The organism is Haloechinothrix halophila YIM 93223 (assembly GCF_000504245.1).
GTDB lineage: Bacteria > Actinomycetota > Actinomycetes > Mycobacteriales > Pseudonocardiaceae > Haloechinothrix_A > Haloechinothrix_A halophila.
In genome coordinates, this window is sequence record NZ_KI632509.1 from 4,555,824 (window position 1) to 4,569,879 (window position 14,056).

Sequence of the window (14,056 nt, forward strand, 5' to 3'; positions counted from 1 at the left end):
AAAGGTCCTGGCTGGGGGCCGAGAACGGAGAGAATCACAGGATGTTTCCCGCACACAACGGCAGAGCGACGGTCGCGGTTTGCACCGCGCTCGCGCTCGCCACGATCACCGGGTGCGACCAGGCGACCGAGGGGCAAGCGATGCCGGTCGACGTCACCAAGGTCAGTGGCTTCGAGGTCACGCATTTCGAGAGCGGCATCAAACCGGACGCGCCCACCCCGGACGTCACGGTGGAGAACGCGACTAGTGAGCAGGTCGACACGCTGGCGATCGCGACCATCGCCGACCTGAACGAGTACTGGGGTGAGACGTTGCCCGCCGAGTTCGGCATGGAGTTCGACCCCGTCAGCAGGCTGGTCTCATATGACTCCCGCACGGACGACGTCCAGACGCCGTGCGGCACGCTGAACCAGCCGAACGCCTTCTTCTGCGAACGGGGCGACGTCGTGGCATGGGACAGGGGCGTGCTGCTGCCGGGCATGATGGCCAAGTACGGCCCGCTGGCGCCGGTGACCGTCATGGCGCACGAATACGGCCACGCGGTGCAGCACCGGCTCGGCGACAAAGCGGGCATCACCGACGCCACGGCGTCGATCGTCAAGGAGCTGCAGGCCGACTGCTTGACGGGGACCTATTTCCGCTGGGTCATCGCGGACAACAGCGAGTACCTGCGTGTCTCCACCGCCGAAGGCCTCAACGCCACGCTCAGCTCGCTGTACTTCGTGCGGGACGCACCAGGCACGCTGCACGGCGAGCAGGGCGCGCACGGCACGTCGTTCGATCGCGCCTACGCGTTCCAGGAGGGCTTCGAGCGCGGGCCGAAGACCTGCGCGGGCTACGACAAGGCGCTGCTCGAAGACCGCACGACACAACAGGCCTTCAGCGACCAGGACACCAACCAGGGCGACCTACCGGTCACCGACGACAATGTGCGGCTGGTCAAGGAAAGCCTCGACGCGGCGTTCGACGGCACCGGCGGCGCCGAGATCGTCGCGGCGTCAACGGGCACCGCGAGCTGCGACGACGGCGGGCGGGCCGCCGCCTACTGCGCTGGCGAGCGGACCGTGGTGCTCAACGTTTCGGAGTTGACCCGGATCGCGCGGCCGCTCGACATCGCCGCGGAACGCCAGGGGCAAGGCTCGCCCGGCAAGGGCGACTTCGCGGCGTGGGCCTCGATCGCATCGCGCTACGTGCTGTCGGTGCAGGAAGCCGATGACCTGCCGCTGGACGGCCCGCTGACCGGGCTGCGCACCGCGTGCCTCGTCGGCTCCTGGGCCGGTGCTGCCAACCAGCCGCGCCAGGTCGATAAGGTCATCCGGCTCTCACCAGGCGACGTCGACGAGGCGGTGCTCGAGATGCTGCAGCCGGAGAGCTTGATCGCCTCCGACGTCAACGGCGCGTCGGCGCCAAGCGGGTTCCTGCGCATCGAGGCGTTCCGCGTCGGCTACACCAACGGCCCTGATACCTGCACGGGGCGCTACAGCTGACGCGCGTGACCCTGCCGAGGGCAGCACGCATCGCCGATCGGCCCGCCGGGTGATGGCGGGGGCGTCCCCGCCATCACCCGCAAACCGCTCAGCGCACGCTCAGAACAGCGCGCTGGCCAGGTCCCTGCGGGCCTTGACCACGCGCTCGTCTGCCGGGTCGAACAGCTCGAACAGCTCGACGAGGTGGTTGCGCAGCTCGTCCTTGGTCTCGCCAGCGTTGACGCGGATGGCGGCGATCAGCCGTGCGAACGCCGCTTCCGGCTGCTGCCGCGCGACCTCGACGTCGGCGGCGGACATGGCGGCCGTCGCGTCGGCGGGGTCGGCGTTCGACGTCTCGATGACGGCGGGGTCGATCGACTCGGTCCGAGCGGCGAAACGCACCTGGTTCAGCGCTGCTTTGGCCTCGGTGTTGGCCGGTTCCTCGTCGAGGATGCGCTGGTAAGCGGCCTCCGCCTCGGCGAAGTCACCCCGTTCGAAGGCTGCTTCCGCCTCGGTGAACCTCGGGTCCTCTGGCTCTTCGGCCTCGACCTGCCCGCCCGCTTCCTCGGCGGCCTTGACGCCGGGCAGCTTGTCCCGCAGCGCGTCGAGCAGCGAGTTCAGCCACTTGCGGATCTCGGGCTCTGGCAGCGCGCCGGAGAACGCGTCGACCGGCTGACCGCCCGCGATGGCGACGACCGTCGGGATCGACTGCGCGCCGAACAGCTGCGCGATGCGCGGGTTCGCGTCGACGTCGACCTTGGCGAGCACCCAGGCGCCGTTGGCCTCGTTGGCCAGCTTGTCCAGGAGAGGGCCGAGCTGCTTGCACGGCCCACACCACTCCGCCCACAGGTCGACGACGACAAGCTGCTGCATCGAGCGCTCGACGACGTCGGACTGGAAGCTCGACTCCGTGACGTCGATGACGGCACCACCTGCGCTGGGCGGCGCCCCCGTCTGCTGCCCGCCTGGCGCCTGCTGCTGGGAAGCGGCTTCCGCCCGCTGCTTGAGACTGGACAGGTCGACCGCGCCCGCGAGCGACGCCGACATCGCGGGTGAAGGTTGTGCTGATTGCGCACCTGATCTCGGTGCGGATCCGGGTGGTTGTGTCACGCCACCATCCTGGCACGAAACACCGCTACGCTCACCATGACCCGACGCGTGAACCATTACACCTCGCGGCCGGTCGGCCTCCGGCAACGACCAGCGCTGTTGGTAGCTTGCCCGCTATGAATGATCCGTTGCCGTTCGACCCCATCGCCCGCGCCGCGGAACTCTGGGAGGAACGCATCGGACCCGCGCGGACCATGGCCGCCGCCACCGGCGTGATGCGCGTGCAGCAGATCATCCAGTCCGCCGTCGACGGCGCGCTCAAGCCGCACAAACTCACCTTCGCCCGGTTCGAAGCGCTGGTGCTGCTGACCTTCGCCCGCCGCGGCAGCTTGCCGATGCGGGTCATGGGCGAGCGGCTGCAGCTGCACCCGACCAGCGTCACCAACATCGTCGACCGGCTGGAAGCGGACGACCTGGTGACCCGGCTACCGCATCCGACGGATCGGCGCACCACGCTGGTGGAAATCACCCCCGCAGGCAGGCAGCGCTGCGAGGAGGCCACCAAGGCCGTCACCGACATCGACTTCGGCCTGAACGGGCTGACCGACAGGCAAACGGATCAGCTCGTCGAGCTGCTGACCAGGGTGCGGAAAGCGACCGGCGACTTCACGTGATCAGCCGCGCGTGATCAGGCGGTCGCCTGCCCGCGACCGCTCGGCAGGTACAGCGCGACACCGGCGCGGCGATCGATCTCGGGCCCGTCGAACTTGCCGGAACGCAACGCCCACAGCTCGAACCACCAGGTGCACAGCGGCGGCACGCTCGCGGCGAGCGCGAGCAGCAGGGTCTTGGCGTCCCAGCCGAAGATCCGGTGCACGGCCAGCGCCGTCACGACGTAGACGGCGAACAGGATGCCGTGCACCATCCCGATGACGGGCACGCCACCCTCACCGAACTCGAGCACGTACTTGACGAACATGCCCGCGAGCAGCGCCGCCCAGGACAGTGCCTCGGCGACGGCGATGATCCGGAACACCGTTGCGGCCTTGCCAACCACGATTTCCTCCAGACACACGAAACGGCGGCTCTCGCTCACTGAGTAGGGAGTGGGCTCAGCGCTGAACCCGCCAACAGCGGCGTGATTGCCGCTCTGGTTGTCATTCTGAAGCGTGACGGTGGTCACCGGGACACTGGGCGGCATGAATGACGCGAACCGGCAGCAGCCGAAAGCCGAATCCTTGCCACCGAACCAGCCGCCGCACTTCTACCGGGGCGGCACGGCGATCGCCGCGTTCCGGGGTCTGCCGGTGGCAGACGACTACCTGCCCGAGGACTGGGTCGCGTCCACGACTACGCGGTTCGGCACCACCGGCACCGGACTGAGCGTGCTCGCGGACGGCACGCCGCTGGCGGACGCCGTCCGCGCCGATCCGGCTGGGTGGCTCGGCGCCAGGCATGTCGCCAGGTTCGGTGACAGCACCGCGCTGCTGGTGAAGCTGCTCGATGCCGGGCAGCGGCTGCCGGTGCACTGCCACCCGTCGGACGACTTCGCGCGAACGCACCTCTCGTCGGGATGCGGCAAGACCGAAGCATGGCTCGTGCTGGGAACCACAGGAGAGCGACCCTCGGTGCGGGCCGGATTCCGCGCCGACGTCGATGAGGCGACGGTGCGGCGCTGGGTGTCTGACCAGGACAATGCCGCGCTGCTTGACGCACTGAACGAGATCCCGGTGCGCGCGGGCGACGCGCTCGTCATCCCAGCTGGACTGCCGCACGCCATCGGCGAGGGCGTGTTCGTGCTCGAACTGCAGCAGCCGAGCGATCTGTCGCTGACGCTGGAATGGCAGGGCTTCCTGGACACCGAGACGCAGGCGCACCTCGGCATCGGTTTCGAGCGGGCGCTGGCCGCGCTGGACCACTCCACCTGGGACGAGGACCGGCTCGCGACGCTGCTCACCCGGCGCGAGTCCGGTTCGCTGCTTGCCCCCGCCGCGGACGACTTCTTCCGCGCGCACCGGCTGTCCGACGACACGACGCTGGCGGCGGGGTTCGCGGTGCTCATCGTGCTGGACGGCAGCGGTACGCTGCACACCGCCGACGGCGCAACCCTGCCGCTGGCTCGAGGCACCACTGCCGTCGTCCCGCATTCCGCCGGACCGGCGCGACTCGACGGGCCCCTCGACGTAATCGCGTGTCGGCCCCCTGCAGTGCCCAATCCGGGTGATGCGGTGTCGTAATTGGCTCTTCCCGGTTAGGTTAACGCCACGCCCCATGCGGCTGTCGAGAAGAACGGAGAGGTGCCCGCGACGTGTCCACCGGCAATGGGCCACGTGCCCTGCCCCGTCGCACCCTCCTGCGCGGGGCGGCGGCCACCGGGCTGGTCACACTCACCGGCTGCGGGCCGGATGGCGCGAGCACCAGCTTCCAGTCCGCACAGCGAACCGGCTCCATCAAAGTCGGCTTCGCCAACGAGGCGCCGTACGGATTCCTCGACGAGACCGGCAGGCTCACCGGCGAGGCGCCCGAGGTGGCGCGGGCGGTGCTGCGGAAGTTCGGCATCACCGAGCTTGAGGGTGTCCTCGCCGACTTCCGTCAGCTCATCCCGGGGCTCAAGGCCAACAGGTATGCGTTCGTCGCGGCAGGCATGTTCATCAACCCGTCGCGGTGCGCCGACGCGGCGTTCTCCATTCCTGACTACCAGGTCGAGTCGGCGTTTCTCGTCCCGAAGGGCAACCCGAAGGGCATCACGCGGTTCACCGACATCCCCGATACGGACGCCCTGATCGCGGTGCTCACCGGCGCGGTGGAGCTGGGCTATGCGGTCGAGGCAGGCGTGCCGGAGGAACAGGTCGTGACGCTCGGCGACCAGGACAGTGTCTTCCGCGCCGTGCGGGAGGCCCGGGTCTACGGCGCCGCCGTCCTGGACACGACGGCGGCGTGGCTGTTGGAGCAGAACCCCGGCTCGGGGCTGGAGAAAACCGAGCCGTTCCGGCACGAATCGGAGCCGGGTATCGGCGCGTTCACCTTTCCGCGCGGCGCTACCGACTTCGTCGAGGCGTTCAACACGGAGCTGCGCAAGCTCAAGGAATCCGGCGAGTGGCTGCGCATCGTGGAACCGTTCGGCTTCAGCGAGCGGAATGTGCCCCCGCCGGATGTCACCACCGATCAGTTGTGCGGTGACGCGTGACCGACGACACCGCAACAGATGATGGCGCCGCGACACACGACCGCGACGTGGTCAAGGACGGCTCCGTCATCGAGGACGGCACTGTGATCAGGAACGTCGCCGAGCACGCCGTGCGCCCGTCGGCGCTGGGGATGGCCCGCAAGGACTTGCTGCGCAGCACGCCGGGCCAGTTGGGCGTACTACTGCTGGTGCTCGTCGTCGCGGGGCTCGTGGTGGGGCTGGTGACGTCGTTGAGTGTGCGTTCGCGGCAGCAGACGCTGGCCGACTTGGCCACGTCGTCCGGGCAGTTCCGCATGGCGGCCGCTGAGTTCCACCGCTCGCTGTCCACTGCCGACACGGCGGCAGCGGCCGCGTTTCTCGCCCGCGACCAGAACCGGGCGACCGACCGGGTCCGCTACGAAACATCGTACGAGACGGCGATCAGTGAGGCGCAGTCCGCGCTCGCGTCGCTGGTAGCCGCGCGCGACGAGGACGCCGACTCTGCCCGCCGCAATCTGCTCGGCACGCTGCCGGGCAGGCTGTCGGAGTACACGGTGCTGATCGAGACGGCGCGGGCCTACAACCGGCAGGGCGAGCAGGTCGCGTCGACGTACCAACTGCTCGCCGCCGACGCGATGCGCGCGCATCTGCTGCCAGCCGCGCGAGAGCTGCACCAAGCGACGCGGGCGCGGGTGGCCGACAAGCAATTGTCGGCGATGTCGTTCCCGCTGCTGGAAATAGTGCTGATCGGGTTGCTGATCGCGACCCTGGTGACCGCGCAGGTGTGGCTGCGACGGCGCACCAACCGCCTGGTGAACGTCGGTCTCGTCGGGGCGACCGTCTCCGCCATCGCGATGTTGGTGTGGACGACGGTGGGCGCCGTCGCTGCCGGTTCGCACACCGAACGGTCGGTCGAAGACGGCACCAAGGTCGGGAACGCGCTGACCGACGCGCACATCACCGCACTCGCGGCGCGGAGCAACGAGGCACTACTGCTGGTGTCCGCCCGCGACGGCCACGACACCAGCCGCTACCAGCAGCGTTTCGTTGAGCTGCGGGATCGGCTGGTGGGGTCGGGCTCTGACTCGGGCGGCGAACTCGCCTTGGCGAAGGCGGCCACCGACGACCCGGAGATACGGGACAGGATCGACACCGCCGCTACCGCCGCCGATCTCTGGCTGGCTCAGCACGACGTCGTGCTGAGCGCAGCGGGCGCCGCCCAGGCCGGTGCCGTCGAGGCGCTGCTCGGCTCGCCGGGCGCTAACGCGTTCACCACCGTCGACGACGCACTCGGTTCTGCCGTTGACGACGTCAGACACGACGTCGACGTCGATATCACCGCCGCCCGCTCTGCTCTCACAGCCATGACGCCCGGCGTCGTGATCCTGAGCGTGCTCACCGCACTCGCCGCGGGCGCCGGCGTCTGGCAGCGCCTCCGCGAATACCGCTGATCCGTGTCCCCCGCTCCCGGCGCCGTGTCCCCCGCTCCCGGCGCCGTGTCCCCCGCTCGCGGCGCCGTGCTGTCCGGTTAGGACATCGAGTACACCGCTCGCGACGTCGATTTCATGAGCAACCAGGAAATCGATAACGCCCGTTGCGTAACGCACATCTTCCGGACATCGAACTCGAGGGAGTAAATCAACTCGATTCAACCTAATGGGGTTATATGTCTAGGTTCGGAGCTGCCCTCGCGGCTGTCACCTTGGCCGCGGGAATGTCACTGACGTTCACGGCACCCGCGCTCGCACAACAGGACTACGACTGCGCTGACTTTGATACACAAGAAGAGGCACAAGCCGAGTACGAGAAGGACAAAAGCGACCCGCATGGCCTCGATGGTGATGGCGACGGCGTCGCCTGTGAGTCACTGCCGTCCAGCAGCGGAACGGGCGACGGCGACCAGGGTGATCAAGGCGATGGTGGCGATCAGGGCGGCCAGGCCAGCGGCGACCAGTACAACTGTTCGGACTTTGATACACAAGAGGAAGCCCAGGCCGAGTACGAAAAGGACACGAGCGATCCACACGGCCTCGATGGCGACAATGACGGCGTCGCCTGCGAGTCACTGCCGTCCAGCAGCGGAACGGGCGACGGCGGCCAGCCACCAGCGGACGACGGTCAGGGTGACCAGTCCACCGACACCGATAGCCAGGTGGAGCAGGTACCGCAGGGCGGTGTCGAAACCGGTGGCGGCACCGACGACAACGGCGTCTACCTGCTCGGCGGCGGGCTGATCCTCGCCGCGGCAGGCGGAACGGCACTGGTCGCGCGCCGCGCGCGCCGATGGTCAAGCCAGCAGTGACGCCTGATCACATTCAGCACGGTAACCCCCGCCGAGCGCTGTCCACAGCGCTGACGGGGGTTGCCCTCGTGCTGGCCACGAGCGCCGGTGCCTGCGGGTCGCCTGCTGCGCCGACTGCGCCAAGCATGCCGACCACCAGCGCGGGCCATACGACGCAGCCGACCGGGAACACCTCAGCGACCGCCGCATCGAAGCAGGATGTCGCGCCGATGTCCGCCGCCGACCCGACCAACCTGGCAATCCCGTCGCTGGGCGTGACCGCTCCGATCATGGATCTCGGGCTGCAGTCCGATGGGTCGCTCGAAGTGCCGCCCGGCGCGGAGCAAGCCGGGTGGTACACCGGCGCGCCGACACCGGGAGAACTTGGGCCAGCGATCATCGCCGCACACGTCAACTGGGAAGGCGAAGACGGTCCGTTCGCCCGGTTGAGCGAGCTGACGCCGGGAAGCCACGTTGTGGTCTCCCGCGCGGACGGTCGGCACGCCGTGTTCGCGGTCGATCGTGTGGAGCAGTATCCGAAGACGCAGTTCCCGACCGAGCGCGTCTACGGCGACATCGACCACGCCGGATTACGGCTGATCACCTGCGGTGGGGAGTTCGACAGCGCAGCAGACAGTTACAGGGACAACATCATCGCCTTCGCACGTCTCGTCGCGATCGAGAGGTAGCTAAGCAGCCTCTCGCACAATGGCTTCGCTCGCTTCGACGAGATGCTTGGCCTGGCGAAGCGAAGCAATGGCTCGCTGAGGCGTAACGAATGTCATGCCGTAGTGGGCACCGTCCTTGATGTCCAACAACCGGCCGAGATGACGTCCAATCGTCTTCCCGTTCGGTTCTATACTGGACAGCAGATCAACCGCCTGACGATGATCCTGGCCACGTGGGCGCTCATGCAGGGATGCGCAGCAGATCGCATCCGATGCGGCGATACCCGCAAGCACAGCAAGGGCGGCGGCGACATTGGGCGTCGCCACCTCGTCGTCAACGTCGGCCACCAACTCACCTGTATCCAGGAACGCACGAGCCTGTCGCGCGCGAACACGGGCATCCGCGCGGCCGCATGCCTGGGTTCGACCGCTCGGTCGCGGATTCACCGTAGGCTCCGCGACGGTGCTGACGAAAGCAGGGCGCGAAAGTCCTCGCCTGCGATGGTGATGGCGTCGCTGCGCCAGTCAGCGACGATAGGCTCCCGCACTCGTACGTGCTGTCCGAGCTCACTCGCCGACAGCGAGTAAATCTGACACCTGTTACCTGTCCATTCCTGCACTCGCTCACGCAAGCGATCCAATTGCCCCTCCCAATTTTCGTCGTTGTCGATCTCATCTCCCCGCACGACCACGACATCAATGTCGCTATCGGTGCTTCCGTCGCCTCGCACCGCGGAACCAAAGAGCGCCACCGAGAGCGGTGACAACACCCACGAGCGAACCTCGCGGCTCATCCTGTCGATCAACTCATTTCGAAGGTTTGCGAGTCGCGCAACGAGTGGCCACGCGACATGCTCACGGTTCGCCTCGTACAGCACCGACCGACCTGCTTCCGAGGCACGCACCAAGCCGTGATCGACCAAACGGCCGAGCACTTTTCGCACGCCAGCTTCCGACCCAACGCCAACGAGCTGGTGGACCTTCCGGCCGGTGACAGGACGGCCCAGCCGAGCCAGTGTCATCAACACCGGGCCATCGAGAGTCGGAATCACCGCACGATAAGGCGCCGCTACATCCATGACTCCCTACTATAGTTGGGATATCCCTATAATAGTAGGTATATCCCAATAATAGTGCGGATTAGGCTAGGGCGAGCGTGCCCGCGCGGGCACGACCCGCAGGCCACCATCGACCGCGATCAGCGCGATGTCACCCCGGATGTCAGTGCGCACGACCAGCGCTCCCCCGTCGCGCAACTCGTCAATCAACGTGGTGTTGGGGTGGCCGTACCGGTTCGTCGCGCCGACGCTGATCACGGCAATGGTGGGATCAACGGCATCCAGGAACCTCGGCAGCGTGGACCTGCTGCCGTGGTGCGGCACCTTGAGCACGTCGGCGCGCACGTTCTCGCCTGATGCCAGCAGGTCGGCCTGCGCTGCGAGTTCGACGTCGCCCGTGAGCAGCAGGCTCCCCGCTGATGTCTCAGCCTTGAGGACCACGGAGGCGTTATTGACCTCGGTGCCGTCCGCCTCGGGATCGGGCGGCGGCACGTACCTTGGGCCAAGCACGTGTAACCGCAGCCCTGGCCAGGTCAGCCGCTGCCCGACCGCCAACTCCAGCACCGCGACGTCGAACCGGCGTCCCGTCGTCACGACCTGCCGCCAGGCCCACTCAGGTGTGCGGCCTCGTCCGGTAGCGACGCCTCCCACAGCGCGTCCATCGAGCACGGCGGCCAACCCGCCGATGTGGTCGGCGTGCAAATGACTCAGGATCACCAGCGGCACTCGCTCGACGTCGAGCCGATCGAGGCACCGATCGATGTCGCCGAGCTCGGTTCCGGTGTCCACCACGACCGCGCTGCCACGCACCCCTGTCGACAGTACGAGCCCGTCGCCCTGGCCGACGTCGCAAGCTACGAACACCCACCGTTGCGGCGGCCACCCCGGTGCCACGACGAGGACGGGAATGGCGACGACGGCAATCCCGACCGACCCGGCGGTGAGCATCGTCAGCAGCAGGCGGGAACGCACCGCCAGGACGACACCGACACAGACGAGCGCGGCGGCGAGTCCGCCCCACCAGCCGTCCGGCCAGCCGACGACGGCGCCGGGCACGCTCGCGGCCTCCCTCGCGACCAGTACAAGCCAACTGACCGCTGGACCCGCCAGCCACACAGCCACCTCGGCCAGTACGGGCACGGCCGTCGCGCAGACAGCCGCCACTACGCCGAGCACGGTGGCCGGAGCGACCACGGGCGCGGCCAGCACGTTCGCCGCAACCGTCACCAAGCTGACCTCGCCAGACGTCCCCGCGATGATCGGCGTGGTCGCGACGAACGCCGCCAACGGCACCGCGATGCCTTCAGCGACACCAGCAGGCACGCCATGACGCCGCGCCGCTGCCACCCACACCGGCGCTAGCAGCACCAGCGCTGCCGTCGCGACCACCGACAACGCGAAGCCGACACTGATCGCCATCGCGGGATCGGCCAGCACCAGCACGATCACGCTGAACGCCAACGCGGGCAGCGCCGAGCGGTTCCTGCCCAGCGCGAGCGCGAGCAACCCGACGGCGCCCATCACACCAGCCCGCAGCACGCTGGGCTCGGATCCGACGAGCACCACGTACCCGAGCAACACCACCCCGGCGATCACCGCGGACGTTCGTGGCCCCACCCGCATCACGCGCAGCAGTACGAACGCGGCGCCAACGACGATCACGACGTTGGAACCGGACACGGCCGTCAGATGAGACATGCCCGCCGCGAGGAATTCCTCCTCCACCCGCAGCGGCAGCGCCGAAGTATCTCCGACGACCAGCCCTGGCAACAGGCCTGCCTCGTCGGGATCCAGCACGTCCGCCGAGACCGTGCGCAGCGCGTGCCGCATCGACCGTGCCGCGCGCTGCCACCACGGTGCCGCCGTGACGCGGGCAGGGTCGGTGCGAACTCGCAGCACCGCCACGATCAGTTCATCGGACTTCGCTGGCAGCAGCATCCCGGTAGCCCGCAACCGCTGTCCCGGCACGAGTCCGGACCAGCCGTTCGACGGCGCCACTAGCAGAACCCGCCCCGTGCTCGCGACCACTCGCCCCGACACCGCCGCTCGCTCAACCTCGGCGTGCAGCACGACCTGGCCACTACCGGCGGACTGACCCGCGTACCCGGCCGAGCGGATGGCGCGGGCCCTACTTGTCAGAACGACGTCCAGCACCGCGTCGGCGCTGCTGGCAGCGACGTCACGCAATGGATCGTGTTCGGCGTCGTGGAGCGCGACGGTCAGCGGCACCGCACTCAGCACGCCTGCCACCCCAAGCGCCGCAGCGCCATGGCGACGGCCGAACGTGGAACGCCGCACAGCGGGAAGCACGGCCGTCACGAACGCGCCGCCGCCGCACAATGCCGCTAGCCACCACGCGCCGAGCAACCCCAGCAGGCCGGCCGCCCACACCGTCAGGGCAGCGGGCACCAGCCGGTAGTCGTGCTGGGCGCCGCTAGCCGGCGCCGCGCTCGCCGAAGGCGAGGCAGAGATGAACCGACGCGCGACGCCACGAGTCGGTGTCATCCAGCGGCCGCGACGGTGACGCGCTCCCGGAGATCGGCCAGGCGCTGCTCCCCGATCCCGGACACCTCGCGCAACTGCTCGACGCCGGTGAAGCCACCGTGTTCCGCGCGCCACTCCACAATGCGCTGCGCCGTCACTTCCCCCACTCCTGGCAGCTCCCGCAGCTCAGCCTCTGTGGCCGCGTTGAGGTCAACCCGCGACTCCGTGGCACCCTCGCTACCCTCGGCCGCAGCCTGAGTCATCCCGGCAGGGACAGGAACGTCGACGTAGATCTGTTCGCCGTCGGACAATTTCCGGGCGAGGTTGATCGTGGCCAGATTCGCCCCACCAGTGGCACCACCGGCAGCCTCCAGCGCGTCGGCGACCCTGGCATCCTCATCGACCGTGACCAGGCCCGGCTCGGCCACTTTGCCCACGACGCTCACGACGAGACGCGCGGTGGTGGCGCTAGCAGCGGTAGACCCGCCAGCCGCGGTGGCGCCGCTGACCGTACCTGCGCCGCTGGCAGCCGTCGCACCGCCAGCAGCCCCCGGCTCCGTCGTGGTCGTCACCGTGTCATGGGCGGCCAGCGGCAACGGAGGTGCGGGCGTTGACTCCTGTCCGCCCGCCAGGAGCAGGAGGGCGACCGTGACGACCGAACTCAGCGCCCCGACGGCAACGGCGACGCGCGTCAAGCGAGTGCGTTTCGGAAGGGGCGGGCCAGTTGGCGAGCCGCCCGTGACGCCGGACGAGCCCGCAACGCCGACGCCGCCCGGCGGCGCGCCGGACCCACCAGGCGGCTCACCGGACGCCGGCGACCCGGGCGGCGCGGGCTCCCACAGTCGGCTCAACCGCGCCCGGACCACAGAAGCACGCACGGTATTGGACTTGGACACGAAGGGTGATTGCGCGAACATGCAGGCGACAGTAGAAGCCGATTGCAATCCCACGCCAGCCCCCTGATTGGGGCTGTGGACTGCCAACAACCTGTGGATACACCGGCACACTAGTGTCGGGACGTCACACCGGCTGGACCACTACGCCGACCACGCCGGGACCGGTGTGTGCCCCGATCACCGCGCCCAACTCGGCCACGACACAGCCCGTCGCGCCGGGGATCCGTTTTTCAAGCTGTTCAGCCAGCCGAGCGGCTCGTTCGTGCGCACCGAGGTGCTGCACCGCGACCTCAACCTGCTGGTCACCAGCCGCTTCCACGGCCAGATCGGCCAGCCTCGTCATCGCCCGGCTGAGCGTGCGCACCTTCTCCAACGGCTTGATCTTGCCGTCGTCGATATGCAACAGCGGCTTCATCGCCAACGCGGTTCCGAGCACAGCCGTGGCCGCTCCGATCCGGCCACCGCGGCGCAGGTGCTCCAACGTCTCGACGACGAACAACGTCCGTGAACGGGCAGCAGCGGACACCGCCGCGGCCTCAACTTCGGCCCCAGTTGCCCCGCGAGTGGCGACATCCGCAGCCCGCACGGCGGCGAACCCGAGTCCCATGACGGTCGTTCGGGAGTCCACGACTCGCACCGAGCCCTCGCCGCGTTCGGCGTTCACCTCGTCGGCGGCGGCGACGGCGGCACCCCACGTGCCGGACAGCTCGCTGGAGATGTGCACCGACACCACCATGTCAGCACCATTGTCCAACGCCTCGCGGTAGGCCTTGCTGAACGAGACGGGCGACGGCATCGACGTCGTCACCTTGCGCTTGGCCTTCAGCGCGTCGACAAGTTCACCCTGATCGACGTCGACGCCATCAAGCCCCTCCTCACCGTCGATGAGCACATACAGCGGCACCGTCGTGATGGAGTGCCGGACGGCGAAGCCCTCCGGCAGATAGGCTGTGGAATCGGTGACGACAGTGACCTGCACGTCGTCCA

14 protein-coding genes are annotated in these 14,056 nt (G+C 68.5%); 7 read left to right on the top strand and 7 right to left on the bottom strand.

Annotated features, from left to right (window positions below):
* Nucleotides 1-41 precede the first annotated feature (41 nt).
* Nucleotides 42-1,487: a neutral zinc metallopeptidase gene (locus tag AMYHA_RS20725; protein WP_034273728.1), complete on the top strand. Its 1,446-nt coding sequence runs from the start codon at nt 42-44 to the stop codon at nt 1,485-1,487.
* A gap of 99 nt (nt 1,488-1,586) precedes the next feature.
* Here AMYHA_RS20725 and AMYHA_RS20730 read toward each other — a convergent pair whose 3' ends face one another.
* On the bottom strand, nt 1,587-2,576 hold the full coding sequence (locus tag AMYHA_RS20730; protein ID WP_034273731.1) for a tetratricopeptide repeat protein: 990 nt from the start codon (nt 2,574-2,576) through the stop codon (nt 1,587-1,589).
* Between the two features lie 116 nt (nt 2,577-2,692).
* Here AMYHA_RS20730 and AMYHA_RS20735 point away from each other — a divergent pair, with 116 nt between their 5' ends.
* Complete coding sequence (locus AMYHA_RS20735; RefSeq protein WP_034273734.1) at nt 2,693-3,190, top strand: MarR family winged helix-turn-helix transcriptional regulator; 498 nt, start codon at nt 2,693-2,695, stop codon at nt 3,188-3,190.
* 14 nt (nt 3,191-3,204) lie between these two features.
* Here AMYHA_RS20735 and AMYHA_RS20740 read toward each other — a convergent pair whose 3' ends face one another.
* Nucleotides 3,205-3,573, bottom strand: a complete 369-nt coding sequence (locus AMYHA_RS20740; protein WP_034278201.1) for a DUF3817 domain-containing protein — start codon at nt 3,571-3,573, stop codon at nt 3,205-3,207.
* Between the two features lie 142 nt (nt 3,574-3,715).
* Between AMYHA_RS20740 and AMYHA_RS20745 the strand changes: the two genes are divergently transcribed.
* The 5 genes from AMYHA_RS20745 to AMYHA_RS20770 all read left to right on the top strand — a co-directional run bounded on the left by AMYHA_RS20745 (nt 3,716) and on the right by AMYHA_RS20770 (nt 8,652).
* Nucleotides 3,716-4,753 (top strand): class I mannose-6-phosphate isomerase, encoded by a 1,038-nt coding sequence (locus tag AMYHA_RS20745; RefSeq protein ID WP_051400135.1) that lies wholly within the window; start codon nt 3,716-3,718, stop codon nt 4,751-4,753.
* Nucleotides 4,754-4,824: 71 nt separating this feature from the next.
* Nucleotides 4,825-5,703: an ectoine/hydroxyectoine ABC transporter substrate-binding protein EhuB gene (gene ehuB, locus AMYHA_RS20750; RefSeq protein WP_231104844.1), complete on the top strand. Its 879-nt coding sequence runs from the start codon at nt 4,825-4,827 to the stop codon at nt 5,701-5,703.
* Complete coding sequence (locus AMYHA_RS20755; RefSeq protein WP_034273737.1) at nt 5,700-7,133, top strand: hypothetical protein; 1,434 nt, start codon at nt 5,700-5,702, stop codon at nt 7,131-7,133. The genes ehuB and AMYHA_RS20755 overlap by 4 nt, the downstream gene beginning before the upstream one ends.
* 215 nt (nt 7,134-7,348) lie before the next feature.
* Entirely contained in the window at nt 7,349-7,984 is a 636-nt protein-coding gene (locus AMYHA_RS25995; RefSeq protein WP_196776941.1) for an excalibur calcium-binding domain-containing protein, read from the top strand.
* Nucleotides 7,985-8,109: 125 nt separating this feature from the next.
* The gene (locus AMYHA_RS20770; RefSeq protein ID WP_231104845.1) at nt 8,110-8,652 is read left to right on the top strand and encodes a class F sortase; all 543 of its coding nucleotides are present in this window, start codon (nt 8,110-8,112) and stop codon (nt 8,650-8,652) included.
* On the opposite strand, the gene AMYHA_RS20775 is transcribed toward AMYHA_RS20770, so the two are convergent.
* The 5 genes from AMYHA_RS20775 to AMYHA_RS20795 all read right to left on the bottom strand — a co-directional run bounded on the left by AMYHA_RS20775 (nt 8,653) and on the right by AMYHA_RS20795 (nt 14,048).
* The gene (locus AMYHA_RS20775) at nt 8,653-8,979 is read right to left on the bottom strand and encodes a hypothetical protein (protein WP_051400137.1); all 327 of its coding nucleotides are present in this window, start codon (nt 8,977-8,979) and stop codon (nt 8,653-8,655) included. It abuts the gene before it with no gap.
* Nucleotides 8,980-9,074: 95 nt separating this feature from the next.
* Nucleotides 9,075-9,710: a nucleotidyltransferase domain-containing protein gene (locus AMYHA_RS20780; protein ID WP_034273741.1), complete on the bottom strand. Its 636-nt coding sequence runs from the start codon at nt 9,708-9,710 to the stop codon at nt 9,075-9,077.
* Between the two features lie 66 nt (nt 9,711-9,776).
* Nucleotides 9,777-12,194 (bottom strand): DNA internalization-related competence protein ComEC/Rec2, encoded by a 2,418-nt coding sequence (locus AMYHA_RS20785; protein ID WP_084037401.1) that lies wholly within the window; start codon nt 12,192-12,194, stop codon nt 9,777-9,779.
* A complete protein-coding gene (locus tag AMYHA_RS20790) occupies nt 12,191-13,090 on the bottom strand; it encodes a helix-hairpin-helix domain-containing protein (RefSeq protein WP_084037402.1) in 900 nt (299 codons plus the stop codon). The genes AMYHA_RS20785 and AMYHA_RS20790 overlap by 4 nt, the downstream gene beginning before the upstream one ends.
* A 103-nt stretch (nt 13,091-13,193) precedes the next feature.
* A complete protein-coding gene (locus AMYHA_RS20795; RefSeq protein WP_034273745.1) occupies nt 13,194-14,048 on the bottom strand; it encodes a DegV family protein in 855 nt (284 codons plus the stop codon).
* Nucleotides 14,049-14,056 lie beyond the last annotated feature (8 nt).

Excerpts from the sequence above, each read along its gene's own strand:
- AMYHA_RS20725 (WP_034273728.1), top strand. The coding sequence starts at position 42 with ATGTTTCCCGCACACAACGGCAGAGCGACGGTCGCGGTTTGCACCGCG.
- AMYHA_RS20735 (WP_034273734.1), top strand. The coding sequence starts at position 2,693 with ATGAATGATCCGTTGCCGTTCGACCCCATCGCCCGCGCCGCGGAACTC.
- AMYHA_RS20745 (WP_051400135.1), top strand. The coding sequence starts at position 3,716 with ATGAATGACGCGAACCGGCAGCAGCCGAAAGCCGAATCCTTGCCACCG.
- AMYHA_RS25995 (WP_196776941.1), top strand. The coding sequence starts at position 7,349 with ATGTCTAGGTTCGGAGCTGCCCTCGCGGCTGTCACCTTGGCCGCGGGA.
- AMYHA_RS20770 (WP_231104845.1), top strand. The coding sequence starts at position 8,110 with ATGCCGACCACCAGCGCGGGCCATACGACGCAGCCGACCGGGAACACC.
- AMYHA_RS20780 (WP_034273741.1), bottom strand. The coding sequence starts at position 9,710 with ATGGATGTAGCGGCGCCTTATCGTGCGGTGATTCCGACTCTCGATGGC.
- AMYHA_RS20785 (WP_084037401.1), bottom strand. The coding sequence starts at position 12,194 with ATGACACCGACTCGTGGCGTCGCGCGTCGGTTCATCTCTGCCTCGCCT.
- AMYHA_RS20790 (WP_084037402.1), bottom strand. The coding sequence starts at position 13,090 with ATGTTCGCGCAATCACCCTTCGTGTCCAAGTCCAATACCGTGCGTGCT.